Here is a 17,118-nt window from a genome sequence, read left to right as displayed (position 1 = left end):
CAGGGAAATACATTACAGTGGTATTTCTCTGTTTTTTAACTTTCTATACCATTGAATTAATTGAAATATAGCGAGTAATAGAAATACAAAAGGCAATAATGACAGAATTGTACTTAAATTTAGGGCATTATAAGTAGCTACTTTTTGAACGCCCAATATAAAACATAACATTCCGGAGAATGTCCCCAAAAGAGTTCCGATGAGATACAAACCTTTCCAAAATTTTTCTGTAACAATGTAATTTCCATTCGTTAATAACAAATTCCAACTCAACCAAAACGGAATTTGAGCGAAATTGAAGGCGCTTAAAAACAGTCCTGTTACAAAAACAGGAAAATGAAATAGCCCGTTTTTAATATTCGTGTCCTCTGCAATTTTCACATCCGAGGAATAGAAATAGTAAGCCATAAAAAACAAAAAAAAGGCCGAAAACAGATTTATTCTAGATTTCCATTTTGGATTTAAAGTCAATCGTTCTGCTAATTGTAAAGTTCCCCATATCACAATAGCTTCAACCACTAATACACCTAAAAGATAATAGAACAATTGTTCTGTATTGGATTGAATATAAATTTGAAAGCCAATAAGATTCAGGTATCCCAAAGGAATCGAACCTATGCCACTAACTGCAAAACCAATTACTATATTTTTCAGAGCTTTCCACATTAGAAATTTAGGATTTTGGCATTTTGCTCCAAATGCATTTTGTATTGCTTCATTCCTTCTTTATGATTCAAAAAAGGAATGCCCATTTTATTGTTGGCCATGCTAATTTCAAACATATAGGAAATATGTCGGTACAGTTCTTTCCATGCGAAAAAAAGCGAATGTTTAGGATCGTAAATATGAGTAGGTTCGCTCGCTGCACCATTCAATTCGACCATTAAAAAGTTACGCCCTGCTTCCAATTCCTCGATAGATTGATACATCAAATCCATTCTTCCGAAATAGAATCCATCTATTTGCAGACACATTTCATTAATAACTTCTTCTAACTTAGGAGTAATCAAATGACTGGCATCTATAAATTTGGCGCCACGACAATGGTTGCCATATGGAACTAGGTTTCGTTTTACATCTTTATCTAAAACTTCATTTAAACCCTCTTTATGTTCTTTATATAAGGTGTTTAACTGTAATTCATATCTTGGATTTTGTTTCAGTAATTGTTCGATAGTTGATTTTCCGTCTCCGGTTACAATGAGATATTCTTTTGCAACAATTCCTGTGATTTTTCCTTTGGTTTGTTCTGGATAGCGTACATAAAAAATACCGATTTCATTTTCATATGGAATTAAATCCTGAATCAGATAATCAAAATTGGCTTTGTCATGGTAGACTTTCAATTCATGTAGCGTATTAATTTTCTTTACGGCAGAACCTCTTAGACCAATATCGGGTTTAGCAATTAATGGAAATTTTATGCCTGCAGTCTTGATAAGTTGCTCAATCTGATCAAATGCACAACCTTCAATAACTAATTCCGTTTTGGGATAATATTGTTGGGGTATCAAATCGTAGATTTCTTTTTTACTATCCATAATAAAACCACCGTTTCTCATTCCAGGATTAGAGGCATTGAAAAAGAAAAGGGTTCTGGCTTTTACAGCATAAAACGCCCACAAAAAATAGATTGGAATATAGACAACTTTAAAAGGCCAATATTCCCAGTTGGTCAACTTATGGAAAAATAATCGCATAAATATTGATTAAATTACAATGAATGAATTCGTGAATTTTTCGTCTTGTACCAAATCATAATGATGAAGACTTACTTTGTTTTTATCAATAACAGATTGAGTAATACTAAGTGTTTTTAATACATCATCTCTATTGATTACCAAACCATTCTGAATATCGTTTTCTTGAGTATAGCGATGAAAATGATACATATTCTCCTCGTTTACACTATCATGTGTACACATGAATTCTGAAAACCAGTTGGCTCTAGATTCTCTAATTTCTTTGGGATATAAAGTAGCTGAAGACCAAATATGATTTTTATTTTCGTCCAGCTGCAGCGTTTCTTTTTCTTCGCCATCCCATCGGAGTTGGAACAAATTGAGATTTTCAAAAACAACCAAAGTAAAGGGTTCGATACTATCCAGTTCTATTCGTTGCCATTCTTTCAAAATAGAATCGGAACCAATCAAGTCCAAAACCACCAATCCCCTACTCTTTTTATAACTTTCCTTACGAGTATGTTTTTCCCGCGCCCCATTCAGTAATACAATAATATTTGCATTTTCATCTACGGCATACCAAGTACCACCCGCTTTAGCGTCTTTTGGAAAAAAAACATTTTTATGATTGATACGATAATTTTTAGGTTCAATCGCTTTTGGTCGTGCCATTTTCTCATCCCTATTGGAAGTGATTATGAACTGATCATTTGAAGTTACAAAAGTTACTGTGCACATTGTTTTTTATAGGCTATAGTGGATTGGGCAACTCCGAAGTTTTCATCTATCGCAACATTCTCAATATCTAATAAAGCAACTTTAATCAATGCCTGATGATGAATGCAATGCTCCAAATTGTAAACAATTTCTCTAAAATAATTGGTGTCAATTTCTATTGATTCACAATCAATATACTGATGCAGTTGCAACTTTTTATTTTCTTTAGGATACTCGGCTATAATTTGATCCAAGGCAGACAAAGCTGTTGTTTTATAATTTTCAATGGCTTTGTTTCGCTCCCGATGATCATAATTCAAGATTCCTGATTCGTAGGCATTCAACAAACACTGAAACAATTCTATAATATGTCTGGTATGTTGGCCAATCGATGCATTACTTAAATTGGCTATAGGTTTAACATAATCTGAATCTGACAACTGAACCAATAAACATTGTAATTCTTCTAGTGTCTTTTTAACCGAACTGAAATCCATATATTTTATCTTAAAAAGTGACAATCTTTCCTAAATCGATACATTAAAACACTACTACAAACCATAGTGATTACTGCCAAAACAAACAGTGTTCCTCCATCATTATTAATTTCGATACCCAAAATAAAACAATGCGAAAGTATAGCTACGAACATAGTTCCCATTGCTATAAACGCACCTAATAATCGGGTGCTGGTTATGAAAAGTAGTATTGAAGCAATCAATTCTACAATTCCTGAACCAATTCTACCGTAAGGTTCTGCACCTAAGGTAGTAAAAATATAAACCGATTCCGGTTTTGCAGTAAATTTGAAATAAAGCGTTTGCAATAAAATGATAGCAACCACTAATTTCAGCACAGTGTCTAAAGAAATCTTTTTCATGGTTGCTCTATCTTTTTCCAGTTCGCATCTGCTTTCACTTTCAGATTTTTTTCATCTTTATTCCAACTCTTTAATGTATTGTTGAAATAAGCATTGTAAAACAAATACAATTTACCATTGACAATTTTAAAAGTTTCCGGATTGACTTCCACTTTTTTACCATAATCACCCATTGCAAAAGCACACCATCCACCGTATTGTGGTTCATAGGCCATCGGGTTTTTAGCAAATAATGCAGCATTTTCTTTGGTACTGAAATAATAGATTACTCCTTCATGTGTATTGCTGATTTCTTTACTACCTTTTACAGCTTTATTGGATTTAAAATAAGCCACCGGATCATAACCACTTAAAGCTACTTTTTTTTCCAGATTATAATTAGCTACTCTTTTTGGTGTGCTTTGGGAAAAGCTCACCATCGAAACGCTAAAAAAGAAACAGATCAATAAATTTTTCATTGCGATTGATTTTAAATTAACACTGTAAAATTAGTTCGCTCCGAAATCGTGTTTTGTCATTTACCCGACAACTGCGCTATATTTTTTATAATTTTTGAAAATCGGGAATTAAAATTTCTTTTCTATTGTATTGAATTAAGCCACTTTCTTCCAATTCATTTAACAACACTGTGGCGGTTTGCCTTGAAGTACAAATAATTTGAGCAATATCGTTTTGAGTCAGGTAATTTTCAATACTCACTTGGTTATCTGTAAAAACCCCTTCTTTGTCTGCCCATTCCTTAATAAATGTCAATAATCGAGTTTTGGCATCCTTGGAAATCAGGTTGGCATAATTATTTTTCAAACGCTTCATTTTCCATCCAACAAACTTCGTATACGACAATGCAAGGTTGGGATGTTTTAGCATTAAGTGTTCAAAATCTGACAGCAAAAAACTACAAATAGCTACTTCATCGGTGAGCGCTTTCGCATATTCATTGACCTGGATATCACTTTCAAGAGTCAGTTCACCGAATAAATCCCCTTTTTGAATAATATCCTTAATACTTTCATTGCCTTCTTCATCAACAGAGACAATCTTAATGGCGCCTTTTTTTAGTAAAAAGATTCTTGGTACTTCTGAATTGGAAAAATAGATTATTTCGCCCTTTTTTGCTTTCTTAAAACCAACAATAATGCACAATTGTTTAATTTGAGCAAAACTGAGCGTTCGAAATAATTTATGGTCACGTAAATACCAATACTTTAGTTCTTCATACATATATTGAAGTTTAATACTTTATAAATATACGAAACCATCCTGAAATTGGATGGTTTGATTAATGATTTAAGAAATTTCTTAACTTATTATTAATTCTGTTGTGCAATTGCGTAAAGATGATTGTATTGTTCGCAATGGATGAGTACATAAGGATAAGCAGACAAATCAATTCCTTTGGGAATGGAATATTCCGTAGCCGATGTTAAATCTCCCAAACTAATAAAAGATTCGGGACTTGAAGAAGTAGATAGATACACCTTTAAATCTGGACCTTCTGAAATACTAAAGTTTTCCAAAACGACTTTTCGATCGCTATTTTCCTTATAAATCTTAGCAAAACCAGTAACTGTAATTCCTGATGTCGCTTCGAATTCACCATCTGACAATACAACCGGTTGTATTAGTGATAAATCGCCATCGGCTTCACAAGAAATCAGGCAGAATGCTGATATGATTAAAAATACTATCTTTTTCATGATTAAATTTTTGTATAAAATTAGATAGGATAGCGGTATTCTTTTGTCGGCTAGTTTACATTTGGCCGTAAATAATTAAAAAGCCGCAAAAAAGTTTTGCGGCTTTCAATTATTGGGTAAGAATCCAATTTAAAATTTTGGCGATATTTTTGGCATCATCCACCCCCCTATGATGGGTTCCTTCCAAGGGAATATTCAAAATATGCAAAGCACCATTCATACCTGTTGGTTTTTCTAAACCGTATACTTCAGCGAAGGTAGTCTTAACGTTGATATGATGAGAGCCCATTGGATAAGGAATTCCGAATGATTTACACTGCCTTTTCAGCATATTCAGATCGTATTGTCCATAACTTGCCCAAGTATATTCATCCGGACGGTATTCATTAACCAATTTTTCGATAGCTTCTTCAAATGAAATCCCTTTCTCATCTAATAATTCCTGAGTGATTGTAGTCAATTCATTACAAAACGAACTGATTGTGGAACGTTGTGGTTGTACCAAAATTCCCTTATTTTGCGAAATCTCACCGCTAACAGTATCTAAAACTGCTAAACCGATTTCAATAATTTCATTTTCCTGACCTTGAGGAACGGAACCTTGCCAACAGGAAGCCTCAAGATCGATAATAATAATTTTATCTGTTGTTTTCATTATAATTTCATTAATGAAGGAGACTTTCCTTCTATTTTACAAATATCTCTTTCAATTGACCGATGATATTCCCACTTCCGGAAATTGTAATTTCACCAATTCTATCGGCAATTTTTTCTACATATTCCATTTCCTTCAGTTTCCAAAGCATATCATTTTCTTCCATCAATTTTGCGGTGTTTAACAAACTTCTTGTGGCAGCAGTTTCTTCTCTTCTCATGATACTGTTGGCTTGTGCTTTTTTCTCTGCAACCAACACCTGATTCATGATTTCTTTCATGTCTCCTGGCAATATAACATCTCTAATACCCGCATCAGAAGCTTTTACACCCAAAGCTGCAATTTTTTCAGCAACTTCAGACAAAATAATTTCAGAAAGACTGTCTTTTTTCAGCAACAATTCATCCAATGTAATGCTTCCTACAAACGATCTCAAGGCCAATTGCATCACAACATACAATTGTTTTTCAAAATCTTTGTTTTCCAACAATGCTTTTGCCACATGGATTACTTGGTATTTCACAAAAAAATTGATTCTCAAAGTTGCTTTATCTTTAGTCAATAATTCTTGTCCTGAAATTTCCAATTGCTGTTGTCTCAAATCCACTGTTTTTACTTCTATTGAAGTCATATTGTTCCAGAAATAATAGGTTCCAGATGCAATTTCTTTTTCAAATTTGCCATCTACAAACAATACTCCTTTTTCGAAATCCTGCACTTTAAATTGTCTTGTAAAACTTCTAAGTTGGCTAGATTCCAATAGATAGTTAGAAATAGCTTCCGTAATGTATACTTTGGTCAAATCGATTACTGTAAATGTATTCCCATTTACTCCTTTCCAGAAAGCGTGTGTACCTACATTCAAGATAGATTTGAAATTACCATTCACGAACTGCAATGCAATTTGACCATCGGCTACTTCTACCACGTCCAACATCGATCGTAGTGTTTCATTTTGAAGTAAAAGGTTCAAATCGGTTGATGGTATAAAGGCTTGATTCATTTCAAAATATTCGACTTCTCTGAATCCATAAATCCAATGAGTTCCTTCTTCCAAAAGGGTTGTCAATTTTCTATTTTTAAATACCAATCCCACTTGGTATCCTTTTATTCTAATTCTTTGAATCATTATTTTTGTTTTTATTTATTAATAATAAAAAACCTCCGGATTGCAATCCTCTCAAAAGGACGGAAAGATGTATGTCTACTAAAGCATCATAATGGTTTTGTACTGTTTTTTGTGTTCCACTCTTTTGAAATCAATCAAGCACAAGAGCAAAATAACGGTTCAGTAAACAAAGTCATCTTTCAGGTCAGTTGCAGAGTGCAGCATCAAACAAGTTGAACCCTACCGACTCCAAACCGAAGATTTTAAATTGCTTCTCTTTTTTACGAGGGAGAAAACTCAGGCTACATAAAAGTGTAGTGCTTTAACCAGACTAAGCTATACCGCCTAAGCGATAGCAGGATTCGAACCTGCGTAACATTCTATTGTTCTAACCAACTGAACTATCCCGACAATGCCAGGAGCGGGATTCGAACCCACGACCCACAGAAATGGTGACTGTTTTCTGGAAAATAGTCGAAACCTTCAAATCAAGTTGCATAGTAAATCATGATACGCTTTGCGCAACGTTCACTACAATAGTGCTATACAGAAACACCCAACAAGACTTGTTTGATATTGTTATAATTGAATTGTTTTTACTTCGTAAGTATCTGTAAAGTCTTTAATAAGAACATTTTCAATAGTAACTGAAATATAATGCGGCATATAACAATCTGAAAATTCAGTAGCCACTTCATGTCCGTTGGGACACAACAAATTTATTCCGTCTATTCCGGAACTTCCACAGCATCCACTGAATCTTTTAGAATCAGTATGCTTTTTAAAGTAATACTCTTCGATAGCGATGACTATTTCTTTCTCATGGGTAAATTCATTCATATATACCGAAAATTGATTTGGACCAATCATGGGTACATTGTCCTCAAAACGCAAAACCGAAGTAGTAACTTCTTGAAGTGTATATGTTAATGGTATACCACACTTTTTACAATACATTTTAATTGTTCTCATGTTCTTTCTTATTGCTGAACAAAGATTCAGAAACCAGTGCGCAATTATTCTGCGCACTGTTTAAAAATTATTCTAATCCTAATCGTTTCTGATGTTCTTTATCTCGTAGATCAATCGCTCCGAACGGACTGCCTTTAAAGAATCCAATGTTTTGAAAACCGTTCTCTTCGGTAATCAGCGATTCTTTTTTGGTAATGGCTCCTGTGTATTTGGAACCATAGTTACCGGTTATTTTTTTTGTGGCAGGATCTACATCACCCCATTCAGGAGTTTTACCGTTATAAATTGGCTCCACAAAATAGGTGATTCCAGTAATACGGGATTTCATGAGAAATCTACCCGTTTCGTCTGTGTTCGTTAAAAATCGTTTTAAAATATCGGTTCTCATACTATTATTTTTTTACATTAATTGTTTACTATTTTACTATATAGTTTTCCTATGATTTAGTACTAATTGCGGCTCATACGGGAATCGAACCCGTGGCACCCGAGAGACAGTCGGGCATGTTACCATTACAACAATGAGCCAGTTCCTTTCTAAAGAACTTCTTGTGATTCCGACAGGATTCGAACCTGTAACCAACTGCTTAGAAGGCAGTCACTCTATCCAATTGAGCTACGGAACCAGTAAATAATGAGCATAAAAAAAGCACCTCGTTAAAGGTGCTTCATACATTACAATAGGACACTGCTATCCTACTGCCTATATGGGTACACCTGTTCCGCTTCAACTGCTAAGTTGAATCTCAGTCTGAAATCGCAATCATTTGATACGAATGTATTTTTCATACTTTTTTGTGTTTTATAATGTGATGCTACTGCTTTCATTTTATTTTTTTATACTACTCCTGCGCAATGTTTGAGGAGTTGATTGTAATTCAATTCGTAATAATTTCGGTGCAAAGATAAAGTCAAAAAAAAATAAATTCCAACTATTTTTTACAATTTATTTTTCTGATTTACAGTATTTTACGGTCGTTTATATGCATAAGAAATACTGTCCGTATACCTACAGATAATTTGTTTTTTTCAAATGGCTGTCTCTCATCTGATTACTATCCAAAACCGATTACTTTCTATTTTGTTTATTCATGAAACATTTTCTATTTTTTTTGTGTTTTTTTTCTTTGTGCGATTCTTTTTTAATTCATTTCAGCATTTTAGCCATAAAAAAAGCGTCCTTTTTTGGAGGACGCTTACTGTTTTTTATGTGGATAAACCGATTTATTTCAAATCTGATACCTATCAAAACGAACAAACGTCACCTGTTGCACAGGAAATTGATCTCCTGAACGTAAGTCTAAACTTCTGTTTAGTAAAGCCATATGTTTGTTTTGTGTTTTCATTTCGGTAGCAAATGTAGGATAATTTTTTAATTTAGGCTGTGAGACAATGCAATTTTTAGCCTGAATGTTATTTAGAAGCTAACAGCGCTTCTTCTTCAGGAGTGATATCAACTACTGCGTAAGTGGGTGTTCTGGCAATTGCTAATTTATCCAAAACGTTTACCAAATTACCATAAGTGGATTGTTTTGATGATTTAATTATAACGATTAAGCCACTTTTATCACCATTTAATTTTTGAAGCATTTCATTTTTGAATAGTAATTCTTTTGTCAAATCGTTATTATTATAACTGAATTTATTTGGCCCTTCTAATGGAGCATTAAAATCTCCAAAATAACTTACTATTTTGTTATCATTACCCAATAATAAAGTCATAGTGCGATTATCTGTCAAACCCCAATAGCAGTGAGTCGAATGATCAATTTCATCTTCCTTATCCGGCATCCCCAATTCCATTGCATTATTTCGTGCTAAAAAGGAAGTCAACATAAAAAAGACAATCAGTAAGAAGGATACACTTACCATTGCGGTTAAATCTACTCGAGGATGTAATTTTTTGGTTTTTGGAGTTAAGGATTTTCTGCCAAACTCATTTCTTGCTTCGCTCATACTATTTGGTTTATTGGTTCGTAAGAAATAAGCAGCAAGAATTGTACCGAAATGTTAAGAAAATCTAAAAATAATCATACAATACAAAATGATTTACAATTACTACTTCTCTCCTATCTTCTTTTTTTACGCTTCAAGCTTTTTATTTTTAGCAGCAATAGGTAACATTACTAAAGTATTCGATGTCTTCCAGGTACCACTACATTTTCTCCATAACCATTCAAAAGGACCGTAGCTATGCGATTGCAACCACCAATAACTAAATAGAATTTGAAGTACATAAACTATTATGGCCAATACAAAGTAAAAGTACAAAGGCATATGATGAAACAAGCGCAAACCTACACCTTGAAACACCAACAAATTGAGTATGTTTTGCACTAGATAATTCGTAAAAGTCATTTTTCCTACCCATGAAAACGCGTTGAATACAAATTGGCATTTCTGATGGCTATACAATACGACTATTCCGGAAGCAGTAAATAGCATAGTGGTGAGAACTATCCAATAATTGGACGCAAAATATTTCAAATAACTCCATTGTAATGAACTGGAAAGAATTAGGATGGCCCACAAAACAAGTGTGAGTACTAATGAACTAATCATTATTTTTCGAAAAAGTGACTTCTTATCCTGCAGGTTTTCAAAAAAATGACTCTTTTGTAACGCCAATCCAATCAGCATACAGGTGAACATTACCCAATGTACCGTAACCGAATAGTGTAAATTGAGTACTTCAAAATAATACGAGCTTAAAAAATTGTACTGCAATACGTCGAACCAATGATGACTGAATCGCAATGGCGCTATACTATTGCTCAATGCAGTTACATAGGAGTTGTCAATACTATTGATTTTTGCGGCTAAAAAAGGAATAATCAATACAAAGGCAGCTATAGTAATCACTAGTTTACGGACAGAGAAATGAAGGAAAAATAGAAAAAGTAAGCCCAAAATGGCATAATCTCTTAAGATATCGCCATCAAAAAGCAAACTGTTGAAAAAGGCGAAAACCAATAAAACCAGTAACCGTCGGGTAAGGAACGCATAAGTTTTATGTTGCATTCTAGTGTATAGAACCCCAAATCCGTAACCAAACAATACAAAAAGTAAAGTCCATCCTTTGGCTGAAAAAAAATAGCTTTCAACAATTTGTATTAACGATGACCAAAAACCTTTGCCATTGATTTCGCCTTCCGGACTATAAGCATAGTACAAATAATTGGAAATAACGACCACTAAAAGTGCCCAACCTCTCAATACATCAATAATCGCTAAGCGTTTTGGTGTTTGCATACTTGTTTTTTAAGGGTAAAAACTGATTAAAATCAATTTTATTCTATGAAATGATTAATTTGATTTTTGTGTATTGTTTATCAGCAAAACACTCATTCCGAAATACACGGCAGAAATGACCAGTTGCGTCAACAGAAAAAACAACACAATATTGAATGAAAGTAGTACTTTTAGTCGGTACAGTATCATGATGTAATAAAGTAAAAGCGCTATACTTGAAACCGTCCCCAAAACAGTATTCATTTTTTGAAAAAGAACCACCAAATTTCCCACTAATAATAAAGACAAAGTATACGTAAAAAGGATGGCAAAATAGTGAGGTTGAATGAGCATTTCACTCAAATAAAATGTTCTGAAAGTCTGTGCGTCCAGGTTACCTAAAATTAAATCGTAAATTTTACAGTTCAACGTAATATAAGGTGTGAAGGCTTCTTTAACTGATAAATAGGTAATTGAAGCCAAAAAAATAAGTAGAAAAACACCGAACGTATTCAGAAGGACTTTGAATAATAACGGATTATTCTCCTCCTCTATTCCTTTGGGCTTGACATAAGATGTTAATGGAATCCATCCCAAAGCATAGGAAATTCCGTTTCGATTAACAGACATCAGGGGCTTCCAGATGCTTGCCAAATACGAAACTTCGACAATATCTACCTGATTCCGCTTTAGAAAAAAAACATAACAGGCGTTGGAAAAAAACAAAAATGTACAAAAGAAAAAACTCAAATAAATGGTAAACCATTCCAGATTAGTAAAACTCATAATTCATTCAGTTTGATAGATAGTTGTATTAAATTCCTTTTTTTTCGATAAAGTAATAAAGATCCTGTAAATCACGCTTAGAGAAAATAGGAAAAGAAGGCATTAAAGCCCACCCTTGTTTGGAAAGTTGTAAGGCGATAGGATCGTTCATTTGTTTCATTTTAAAGTTATCTGTGGTATAACGAAACAACCAATCCATACTTCTTTTTTTGGTAATCCCAGCCAATGCAGGTGCTGTCATTACCTGTTTCATATTGATGGCATGACAGGAAGCGCAATTCCTTTTGAAAAGGGTTTCGCCTCTTTTGTACTGTGGATCTTGTTTTTGTACTAGTGATGGTATACAGTAATCTGATTCCGAAGTGCGATAAGCAGAAAATAATCCAAAACAACAAAACAATAGAAAAATTCGAGTCATATACCCTAAGAAAAATGAAAAGTAATTTTATTTTGTGTTCAACACGATTTGTTCCTCGGGTGTAATATCTACTAAAGCATAGGTGGGTACTTTGGTAACAGCCATTTCATCCAATATCTCCACCATTTTTTTATAGTCTACATTCTTAGCCATCTTTATCAAAACTACTCTATTGTCCTTTCCCTCTTTAGTAATAGAAGACTTCAGTCGAAGCAGTTCCTTGCGAATTCCATTTTCGCCATATTCAAATTCTTTAGGTTTTTCTATAGGAGACTCAAAGGTACCGATATAGCGAATCACTTTAGTATTATCCACTAACAATGTAATAGTACGTTCAGGAGCAACTTTCACTTCATCCGTTTTTTCCTTATTGATTGTTCCTAGATCCATCGATTGCGGTTTCGACAACATCGTTGTTATAGCGAAAAAAGATAAGACAAAGAACAACGCTCCAACTACTAAAGCTATATAAAGTATAACTTTAGATGTGCTAGAAGTGGTTTTACGCTTTTGATTGGTATTACGATGCTCTTCCATTGATCACTACTTGTTTTTGAGATCCGAATATACAAAATACTTATGGTTTGTATTCGTATGTAGAAAATATATTCTAGTGTTTTTTGTCAAAAAAGAATTACCCTGAATTGGATAAAACAATTTTAATTCAAACCTATTGCAAAAAAAAACACCTGAAAGATTGCTGAAATCCATCAAGTGTTGTGTAGTGTACTCTGTACTAATTTCAGTAGTTCAAAGTTGTCCTTCTATTTTTAAACGCTTAGGCTTGATCCGCTTCTGGCTTCTGTATTTTGGGACTTGCAGCATCTGTTGATGCAGTCTCTGCATTTGTTTTCATAAATGCTGGGGGTGTATTGGTTAAATGTCCGTTTTCATCCACGTAAACGATCATACTTTCCAACCCTTTTCCTTTATTATTATTCGCTTTTCGGTCTTCTCTTTTTTGACTTTTTAGCTTTTTCTTTACGATTTTTTTCTTTCTATTTTCTTTCTTAAAAAATGAATCTGCCATACTTTTTATATTAAATTTCCACATCCCTGTATCTACTGTTTTTTTTATACTTCTGAAACTTTAAGCTTTACTCCTATTAGTTTCTCTATGTTTCTTAGGTCTGATTTCTCATCAACGCTACAAAACGTCACTGCAGTTCCGCTTTTACCTCCTCGACCGGTTCGACCAATACGGTGTACATAGGTTTCGGGGACATCGGGTAAATCAAAATTGACCACATGCGGTAACTCATCAATGTCAATCCCACGTGAAGCAATGTCGGTAGCAACCAATACTCTCAACGAATTCAGTTTAAAATCTTCCAATGCTTTCTGACGTGCATTTTGCGATTTATTTCCATGAATGGCTGCAGCAGTAATTCCTTTTTTGGTTAGTTTTTCCACCAATCTGTTTGCACCATGTTTAGTACGGATAAAGACTAGAGATCGCGAAATTGCGCTGTCGTCCAAAATTGTGGCTAACAATTGTTCTTTATCGTTTTTCTCTACAAAGTAGACCGATTGTGCTACAGATTCTGCAGTAGAAGAAACCGGATTAACACTTACATATTGAGGATTGGTAAGTATCTTAGCCGCTAAACTTTTAATACTATCGGGCATAGTGGCCGAGAAAAACAAAGTTTGTCGTTTGACAGGTAAAAGGTTCACGATTTTTTTCACATCATGAACAAATCCCATATCCAACATACGATCGGCTTCGTCCAGTACAAAAATTTCCAAATGGGAAAGATCAATTTCTTTTTGACTGATTAAATCCAATAGCCTTCCCGGTGTTGCAATTAATATATCAGTTCCCTTACGTAAGGCTTTAATTTGATGAAAAGGGGAAACGCCTCCAAAAATTAAAGTATGTTTTAGCTCTAAATGTCTCCCATAACAATTGAAATTATCACTGATTTGAATCGCCAACTCTCTAGTTGGAGTTAGTATAAGCGTTCGGATGGCATTGGGTTTCTTCTGTGGATTTTGCACCAATTGCTGTAGAATTGGAATAGCAAAAGCTGCCGTTTTTCCTGTTCCTGTTTGTGCACAACCCATTACATCATTTCCCTTTAAAACAAAAGGGATCGCTTGTTGCTGAATGGGTGTTGGTGTTGTATAATTTTCCTGTTCTAGTGCCTTAAGAATCGGATCTATTATATTTAAATTTTTAAAAGTCATAGTGTAAAAATTATAAGTCGTAATCGACTTGAGTTACTTCAAGAAACCGTTGCTCATTTGTAGCGTTAGTGGTTTCATTGAATGGCACAAAGTGGTGCCTATTGAGGTAGTTGCAATACAAAAACAAGTCAAGCGAATTACCAGGGAAAGCCGAAACTGGAATTCGTTGCTCAATTTTTTGCGAATACAACAAAAAAATTGTGATTAGTGGTGTACTTGGGTACAGAGTCAGTGCGCTGATACCTTTTATTGAATATACAAAATGGAGGAAAACAGTATTGTTTTCATGGAGAAGTGCTTCTGATACCTAAAGGAATGGTAGCACAGTTGTGGTACTGAAGCTAAAAAGCTCAGTTTTCCAACATAAATAGTCATAAAGGGAATTGTTATTAATTACTAATAAGGCAACTGAAACGCCAAAACTGAAGAGAACTAAATAACAAATTGCAGATCAGGACGAGCACTGGCAGAAAACCAATCGATGGCAAATATAGTCATAAAATAGTAATTTAGAGCACTTTTCGGGATAAAGTTGGGATTACCAGATTATTAGACTGTTCGATTCTTCGACTTTAAGGAACTTTAGCCGCTCAACCACTACCTAGACTCCACCAACCGAACTAGTTCCGAATCCATACTCCCACGTTGGAATAATTCATGTTTCAACCTTTCATGCTTTAGCGTAAGGATGTCCAGCTCCATTTGTAATTTAGTTTGAGGCAAATGACTATTCTTCTTTAGGGTATGCATGGCTTGACTTTTTAATGTGTCTACATGTTCCATATCCATATTCCAATTGTCAGAAGGATGGCTTTCTAAATAATCAGCAAATTGGATAATCGAAATGGCTTTCTCGTATTTAGTCTTAATTCTTCTGAGTTTGTTTTCAATCAGCATCTGTCTCTTTTTATTCTCAAAAATCTCATTCTCTAAAAACTTTTTGATTTTCTGACTTTCCACTTGCGTCTCCGGAAAAATAGGACGTTTTGCTTCTAAATTCAGTAACTCTGTCAAATTGAACTCAACTTTGTAATGGCTTGACCTGGCAGATTTCGCTTTCCAATTTCAAACATGGCCAACTGGCTCTTATGCACTTTCAGTAACAGGCAAAGATCATTTTGGGTTATTCCTAATAATTCTCTTAACGGATGTTTTTCTATCATTGGTATGACTATTTACTGTGATTATTTTTTTTTAAAGAAACTAAAATCACTGTTTTTGTGATTTATTTTTTAAAATGTAAGAATAATCACAAAAACGATACCACACCGAAAAGCATTGGATGAGAATCACTACTACTAAACCAGCAAAAAAATTCTTACAATAAATTATGATTGCACATTTGCAATTTCATTCCAAAATAGTACATTAGTAGCACAATTCTTACAAATGAATTGTATTCAATAACAAACTAAAAAAAAAAATCATGTTAAAAAACATTTTAAAACTGAACGGAGCGCAAAAGCTTTCGAATGAAATGCAAAAATCAATTCAAGGAAAAGGAGACGATCTAATGGCTTGTATTTGTCCTGACGGCCAATTGGTAGTAACACACGGAGACAGCTGTCAGCAAATTATAGCTCAATTTTGTGCTATGGACGCCTAAGAAGCGACTCTTACATAAAAAATCCCCAAGGAATGAGGCTTTGGGGATTTTTTTTGATCTTTACTCAAATAAATATTTTTAAAATGAGGCTATTTTACTACTTCTAAGTACATTTGAACCGAATACTCTTCAATTTTTACTAATCACGAAATTTCGAAAAGCGTATGATTAAAAAGCTTTTGCTGTACTTTTTTCTTCTTGCTGATTGTACAATTGTTATTGGACAAATTAAAATCCCCGAAAGACCTGCTCGGATTCCTTTCGTTATAGACAGTACGAACACGCTCAACATATACGAACGAACTATTTTAGGAAGTAAATTAGAATATTACTGCCGAAATACCACTACAGAAATTGTAGTGATGCTAGTTTCCTCAACCCATGGAAACAATATAGAAACCTATGCCAAGGAAATTGGTCAAAAATGGGGCATCGGAAAAAAAGGAAAAGACAACGGTATTGTCATGTTAATTGCGATAAATGATCGAAAAATGAGCATTCAAAACGGTCGTGGGATAGAACCTATAGTAAGCAATACCAAAACAAAACAGATTATTGATGAGCAAATCACACCCTATTTTAAAACCAACGCTTATTTTTTAGGAATCAATAATGGGCTCACAGCCCTATTTGGTATTTTGAAAGATGAATTTACCAATGAAGGGAATTCAGATGCACTTGCGCATTTTATTGTAGAAAGTCGGTCCACTTCAGGAACCAATCAAGTAGAAGATTATACAATCGGTGAAGGACTATCCAAAGAAGACAATACAGGAGTTATTGTGCTACTTTTAGTCTGTTTGGTAGCATTCATTTTTATCGTTGTTTCGCTTATAAGAGCGGCGACAGGCAGAGGACTGATTGGTTACAGAGGAACTACGATTGGCGGTAATGGTGTACAAAATAATTTTTACAACAAAACCAGAGTAAACAATACAATTAATTTTTTCTCCAATCGAGCTAGCGGTTATGGGAGTTTCAATAGTAATTCAGGAAGTAGTTCCGGTAGTTTTAGTAGTTCCGGTAGCTCCAATAGTTCAAGCAGTTCAGGAAGTGGCGGCACTTTTAACGGCGGCGGTGCTTCCGGTAGCTGGTAAATTATAGACAATAAAAAAAATCCCCAAAGTAGGAAACTTTGGGGATTTTTTTTATTGTTTAACTAAGGAATAACTCCAA

The 17,118-nt window shown here is 34.3% G+C and carries 23 protein-coding genes and 2 tRNA genes; 2 read left to right on the top strand and 23 right to left on the bottom strand.

Going from position 1 to position 17,118, the window contains the following annotated elements:
• Nucleotides 1–12: 12 nt before the first annotated feature.
• The 23 genes from ACS8MM_RS02410 to ACS8MM_RS02300 all read right to left on the bottom strand — a co-directional run bounded on the left by ACS8MM_RS02410 (nucleotide 13) and on the right by ACS8MM_RS02300 (nucleotide 15,499).
• Nucleotides 13–666 (bottom strand): hypothetical protein, encoded by a 654-nt coding sequence (locus tag ACS8MM_RS02410; RefSeq protein WP_379712660.1) that lies wholly within the window; start codon nucleotides 664–666, stop codon nucleotides 13–15.
• Nucleotides 666–1,700: a D-alanine--D-alanine ligase gene (locus ACS8MM_RS02405; RefSeq protein ID WP_379712658.1), complete on the bottom strand. Its 1,035-nt coding sequence runs from the start codon at nucleotides 1,698–1,700 to the stop codon at nucleotides 666–668. Before ACS8MM_RS02405 ends, ACS8MM_RS02410 begins: the two co-directional genes overlap by 1 nt.
• 9 nt (nucleotides 1,701–1,709) lie before the next feature.
• Nucleotides 1,710–2,420 carry an NRDE family protein gene (locus ACS8MM_RS02400; protein ID WP_379712656.1) on the bottom strand — a complete coding sequence of 237 codons (711 nt, stop codon included), beginning with the start codon at nucleotides 2,418–2,420 and terminating at the stop codon, nucleotides 1,710–1,712.
• A complete protein-coding gene (locus tag ACS8MM_RS02395; protein ID WP_379712654.1) occupies nucleotides 2,408–2,896 on the bottom strand; it encodes a DinB family protein in 489 nt (162 codons plus the stop codon). Before ACS8MM_RS02395 ends, ACS8MM_RS02400 begins: the two co-directional genes overlap by 13 nt.
• A gap of 5 nt (nucleotides 2,897–2,901) precedes the next feature.
• Complete coding sequence (locus tag ACS8MM_RS02390; RefSeq protein ID WP_379712652.1) at nucleotides 2,902–3,279, bottom strand: DoxX family protein; 378 nt, start codon at nucleotides 3,277–3,279, stop codon at nucleotides 2,902–2,904.
• Nucleotides 3,276–3,737: a YHS domain-containing (seleno)protein gene (locus tag ACS8MM_RS02385; RefSeq protein WP_379712650.1), complete on the bottom strand. Its 462-nt coding sequence runs from the start codon at nucleotides 3,735–3,737 to the stop codon at nucleotides 3,276–3,278. The genes ACS8MM_RS02390 and ACS8MM_RS02385 overlap by 4 nt, the downstream gene beginning before the upstream one ends.
• A gap of 85 nt (nucleotides 3,738–3,822) precedes the next feature.
• Complete coding sequence (locus tag ACS8MM_RS02380) at nucleotides 3,823–4,500, bottom strand: Crp/Fnr family transcriptional regulator (protein ID WP_379712648.1); 678 nt, start codon at nucleotides 4,498–4,500, stop codon at nucleotides 3,823–3,825.
• A gap of 89 nt (nucleotides 4,501–4,589) precedes the next feature.
• The gene (locus tag ACS8MM_RS02375) at nucleotides 4,590–4,976 is read right to left on the bottom strand and encodes a DM13 domain-containing protein (protein ID WP_379712646.1); all 387 of its coding nucleotides are present in this window, start codon (nucleotides 4,974–4,976) and stop codon (nucleotides 4,590–4,592) included.
• Between the two features lie 109 nt (nucleotides 4,977–5,085).
• Nucleotides 5,086–5,631, bottom strand: coding sequence for an exonuclease domain-containing protein (locus ACS8MM_RS02370; protein WP_379712644.1), 546 nt, complete (start codon nucleotides 5,629–5,631; stop codon nucleotides 5,086–5,088).
• Nucleotides 5,632–5,662: 31 nt separating this feature from the next.
• Complete coding sequence (locus tag ACS8MM_RS02365) at nucleotides 5,663–6,760, bottom strand: slipin family protein (RefSeq protein WP_379712642.1); 1,098 nt, start codon at nucleotides 6,758–6,760, stop codon at nucleotides 5,663–5,665.
• 558 nt (nucleotides 6,761–7,318) lie between these two features.
• Nucleotides 7,319–7,711 carry a hypothetical protein gene (locus ACS8MM_RS02360; protein ID WP_379712640.1) on the bottom strand — a complete coding sequence of 131 codons (393 nt, stop codon included), beginning with the start codon at nucleotides 7,709–7,711 and terminating at the stop codon, nucleotides 7,319–7,321.
• Between the two features lie 67 nt (nucleotides 7,712–7,778).
• Nucleotides 7,779–8,099 carry a hypothetical protein gene (locus ACS8MM_RS02355; protein ID WP_379712638.1) on the bottom strand — a complete coding sequence of 107 codons (321 nt, stop codon included), beginning with the start codon at nucleotides 8,097–8,099 and terminating at the stop codon, nucleotides 7,779–7,781.
• 69 nt (nucleotides 8,100–8,168) lie between these two features.
• Nucleotides 8,169–8,239 (bottom strand) — tRNA-Asp (locus ACS8MM_RS02350).
• A gap of 24 nt (nucleotides 8,240–8,263) precedes the next feature.
• A tRNA-Arg gene (locus ACS8MM_RS02345) sits at nucleotides 8,264–8,337 on the bottom strand.
• 787 nt (nucleotides 8,338–9,124) lie between these two features.
• A complete protein-coding gene (locus tag ACS8MM_RS02340; RefSeq protein WP_379712636.1) occupies nucleotides 9,125–9,667 on the bottom strand; it encodes an ExbD/TolR family protein in 543 nt (180 codons plus the stop codon).
• 126 nt (nucleotides 9,668–9,793) lie between these two features.
• Nucleotides 9,794–10,963: a DUF418 domain-containing protein gene (locus ACS8MM_RS02335; RefSeq protein ID WP_379712634.1), complete on the bottom strand. Its 1,170-nt coding sequence runs from the start codon at nucleotides 10,961–10,963 to the stop codon at nucleotides 9,794–9,796.
• Between the two features lie 54 nt (nucleotides 10,964–11,017).
• Entirely contained in the window at nucleotides 11,018–11,728 is a 711-nt protein-coding gene (locus tag ACS8MM_RS02330) for a hypothetical protein (protein ID WP_379712632.1), read from the bottom strand.
• A gap of 28 nt (nucleotides 11,729–11,756) precedes the next feature.
• Entirely contained in the window at nucleotides 11,757–12,146 is a 390-nt protein-coding gene (locus tag ACS8MM_RS02325) for a c-type cytochrome (protein ID WP_379712630.1), read from the bottom strand.
• 27 nt (nucleotides 12,147–12,173) lie between these two features.
• Complete coding sequence (locus ACS8MM_RS02320; RefSeq protein WP_379712628.1) at nucleotides 12,174–12,683, bottom strand: ExbD/TolR family protein; 510 nt, start codon at nucleotides 12,681–12,683, stop codon at nucleotides 12,174–12,176.
• Nucleotides 12,684–12,924: 241 nt separating this feature from the next.
• Entirely contained in the window at nucleotides 12,925–13,176 is a 252-nt protein-coding gene (locus tag ACS8MM_RS02315; RefSeq protein ID WP_379712626.1) for a hypothetical protein, read from the bottom strand.
• 44 nt (nucleotides 13,177–13,220) lie between these two features.
• Complete coding sequence (locus ACS8MM_RS02310) at nucleotides 13,221–14,336, bottom strand: DEAD/DEAH box helicase (RefSeq protein WP_379712624.1); 1,116 nt, start codon at nucleotides 14,334–14,336, stop codon at nucleotides 13,221–13,223.
• A 597-nt stretch (nucleotides 14,337–14,933) separates the two neighbouring features.
• Nucleotides 14,934–15,350, bottom strand: a complete 417-nt coding sequence (locus ACS8MM_RS02305) for a hypothetical protein (RefSeq protein WP_379712622.1) — start codon at nucleotides 15,348–15,350, stop codon at nucleotides 14,934–14,936.
• Nucleotides 15,347–15,499 carry a helix-turn-helix domain-containing protein gene (locus tag ACS8MM_RS02300; RefSeq protein WP_379712620.1) on the bottom strand — a complete coding sequence of 51 codons (153 nt, stop codon included), beginning with the start codon at nucleotides 15,497–15,499 and terminating at the stop codon, nucleotides 15,347–15,349. Before ACS8MM_RS02300 ends, ACS8MM_RS02305 begins: the two co-directional genes overlap by 4 nt.
• 263 nt (nucleotides 15,500–15,762) lie before the next feature.
• On the opposite strand from ACS8MM_RS02300, the gene ACS8MM_RS02295 reads away from it, so the two are divergent.
• Complete coding sequence (locus ACS8MM_RS02295; RefSeq protein WP_379712618.1) at nucleotides 15,763–15,942, top strand: hypothetical protein; 180 nt, start codon at nucleotides 15,763–15,765, stop codon at nucleotides 15,940–15,942.
• Nucleotides 15,943–16,106: 164 nt separating this feature from the next.
• Nucleotides 16,107–17,039: a TPM domain-containing protein gene (locus tag ACS8MM_RS02290; RefSeq protein ID WP_379712616.1), complete on the top strand. Its 933-nt coding sequence runs from the start codon at nucleotides 16,107–16,109 to the stop codon at nucleotides 17,037–17,039.
• Nucleotides 17,040–17,118: the final 79 nt, after the last annotated feature.

Origin of the sequence: Flavobacterium sp. MAHUQ-57 (assembly GCF_051908335.1) — a bacterium.
In the GTDB taxonomy this organism is placed as follows: Bacteria; Bacteroidota; Bacteroidia; order Flavobacteriales; family Flavobacteriaceae; genus Flavobacterium.
Note: the sequence above shows the minus strand (reverse complement) of the source record. Positions and strands in the feature narration are given on the sequence as shown.

Bases quoted from the DNA above. Each gene is read 5' to 3' on its own strand.
- ACS8MM_RS02320 (WP_379712628.1), bottom strand. From the start codon at position 12,683: ATGGAAGAGCATCGTAATACCAATCAAAAGCGTAAAACCACTTCTAGC.
- ACS8MM_RS02340 (WP_379712636.1), bottom strand. From the start codon at position 9,667: ATGAGCGAAGCAAGAAATGAGTTTGGCAGAAAATCCTTAACTCCAAAA.
- ACS8MM_RS02290 (WP_379712616.1), top strand. From the start codon at position 16,107: ATGATTAAAAAGCTTTTGCTGTACTTTTTTCTTCTTGCTGATTGTACA.
- ACS8MM_RS02335 (WP_379712634.1), bottom strand. From the start codon at position 10,963: ATGCAAACACCAAAACGCTTAGCGATTATTGATGTATTGAGAGGTTGG.
- ACS8MM_RS02385 (WP_379712650.1), bottom strand. From the start codon at position 3,737: ATGAAAAATTTATTGATCTGTTTCTTTTTTAGCGTTTCGATGGTGAGC.
- ACS8MM_RS02355 (WP_379712638.1), bottom strand. From the start codon at position 8,099: ATGAGAACCGATATTTTAAAACGATTTTTAACGAACACAGACGAAACG.
- ACS8MM_RS02360 (WP_379712640.1), bottom strand. From the start codon at position 7,711: ATGAGAACAATTAAAATGTATTGTAAAAAGTGTGGTATACCATTAACA.
- ACS8MM_RS02300 (WP_379712620.1), bottom strand. From the start codon at position 15,499: ATGATAGAAAAACATCCGTTAAGAGAATTATTAGGAATAACCCAAAAT.
- ACS8MM_RS02380 (WP_379712648.1), bottom strand. From the start codon at position 4,500: ATGTATGAAGAACTAAAGTATTGGTATTTACGTGACCATAAATTATTT.
- ACS8MM_RS02370 (WP_379712644.1), bottom strand. From the start codon at position 5,631: ATGAAAACAACAGATAAAATTATTATTATCGATCTTGAGGCTTCCTGT.
- ACS8MM_RS02325 (WP_379712630.1), bottom strand. From the start codon at position 12,146: ATGACTCGAATTTTTCTATTGTTTTGTTGTTTTGGATTATTTTCTGCT.
- ACS8MM_RS02405 (WP_379712658.1), bottom strand. From the start codon at position 1,700: ATGCGATTATTTTTCCATAAGTTGACCAACTGGGAATATTGGCCTTTT.
- ACS8MM_RS02330 (WP_379712632.1), bottom strand. From the start codon at position 11,728: ATGAGTTTTACTAATCTGGAATGGTTTACCATTTATTTGAGTTTTTTC.
- ACS8MM_RS02390 (WP_379712652.1), bottom strand. From the start codon at position 3,279: ATGAAAAAGATTTCTTTAGACACTGTGCTGAAATTAGTGGTTGCTATC.
- ACS8MM_RS02310 (WP_379712624.1), bottom strand. From the start codon at position 14,336: ATGACTTTTAAAAATTTAAATATAATAGATCCGATTCTTAAGGCACTA.
- ACS8MM_RS02410 (WP_379712660.1), bottom strand. From the start codon at position 666: ATGTGGAAAGCTCTGAAAAATATAGTAATTGGTTTTGCAGTTAGTGGC.
- ACS8MM_RS02295 (WP_379712618.1), top strand. From the start codon at position 15,763: ATGTTAAAAAACATTTTAAAACTGAACGGAGCGCAAAAGCTTTCGAAT.
- ACS8MM_RS02395 (WP_379712654.1), bottom strand. From the start codon at position 2,896: ATGGATTTCAGTTCGGTTAAAAAGACACTAGAAGAATTACAATGTTTA.
- ACS8MM_RS02365 (WP_379712642.1), bottom strand. From the start codon at position 6,760: ATGATTCAAAGAATTAGAATAAAAGGATACCAAGTGGGATTGGTATTT.
- ACS8MM_RS02315 (WP_379712626.1), bottom strand. From the start codon at position 13,176: ATGGCAGATTCATTTTTTAAGAAAGAAAATAGAAAGAAAAAAATCGTA.
- ACS8MM_RS02400 (WP_379712656.1), bottom strand. From the start codon at position 2,420: ATGTGCACAGTAACTTTTGTAACTTCAAATGATCAGTTCATAATCACT.
- ACS8MM_RS02375 (WP_379712646.1), bottom strand. From the start codon at position 4,976: ATGAAAAAGATAGTATTTTTAATCATATCAGCATTCTGCCTGATTTCT.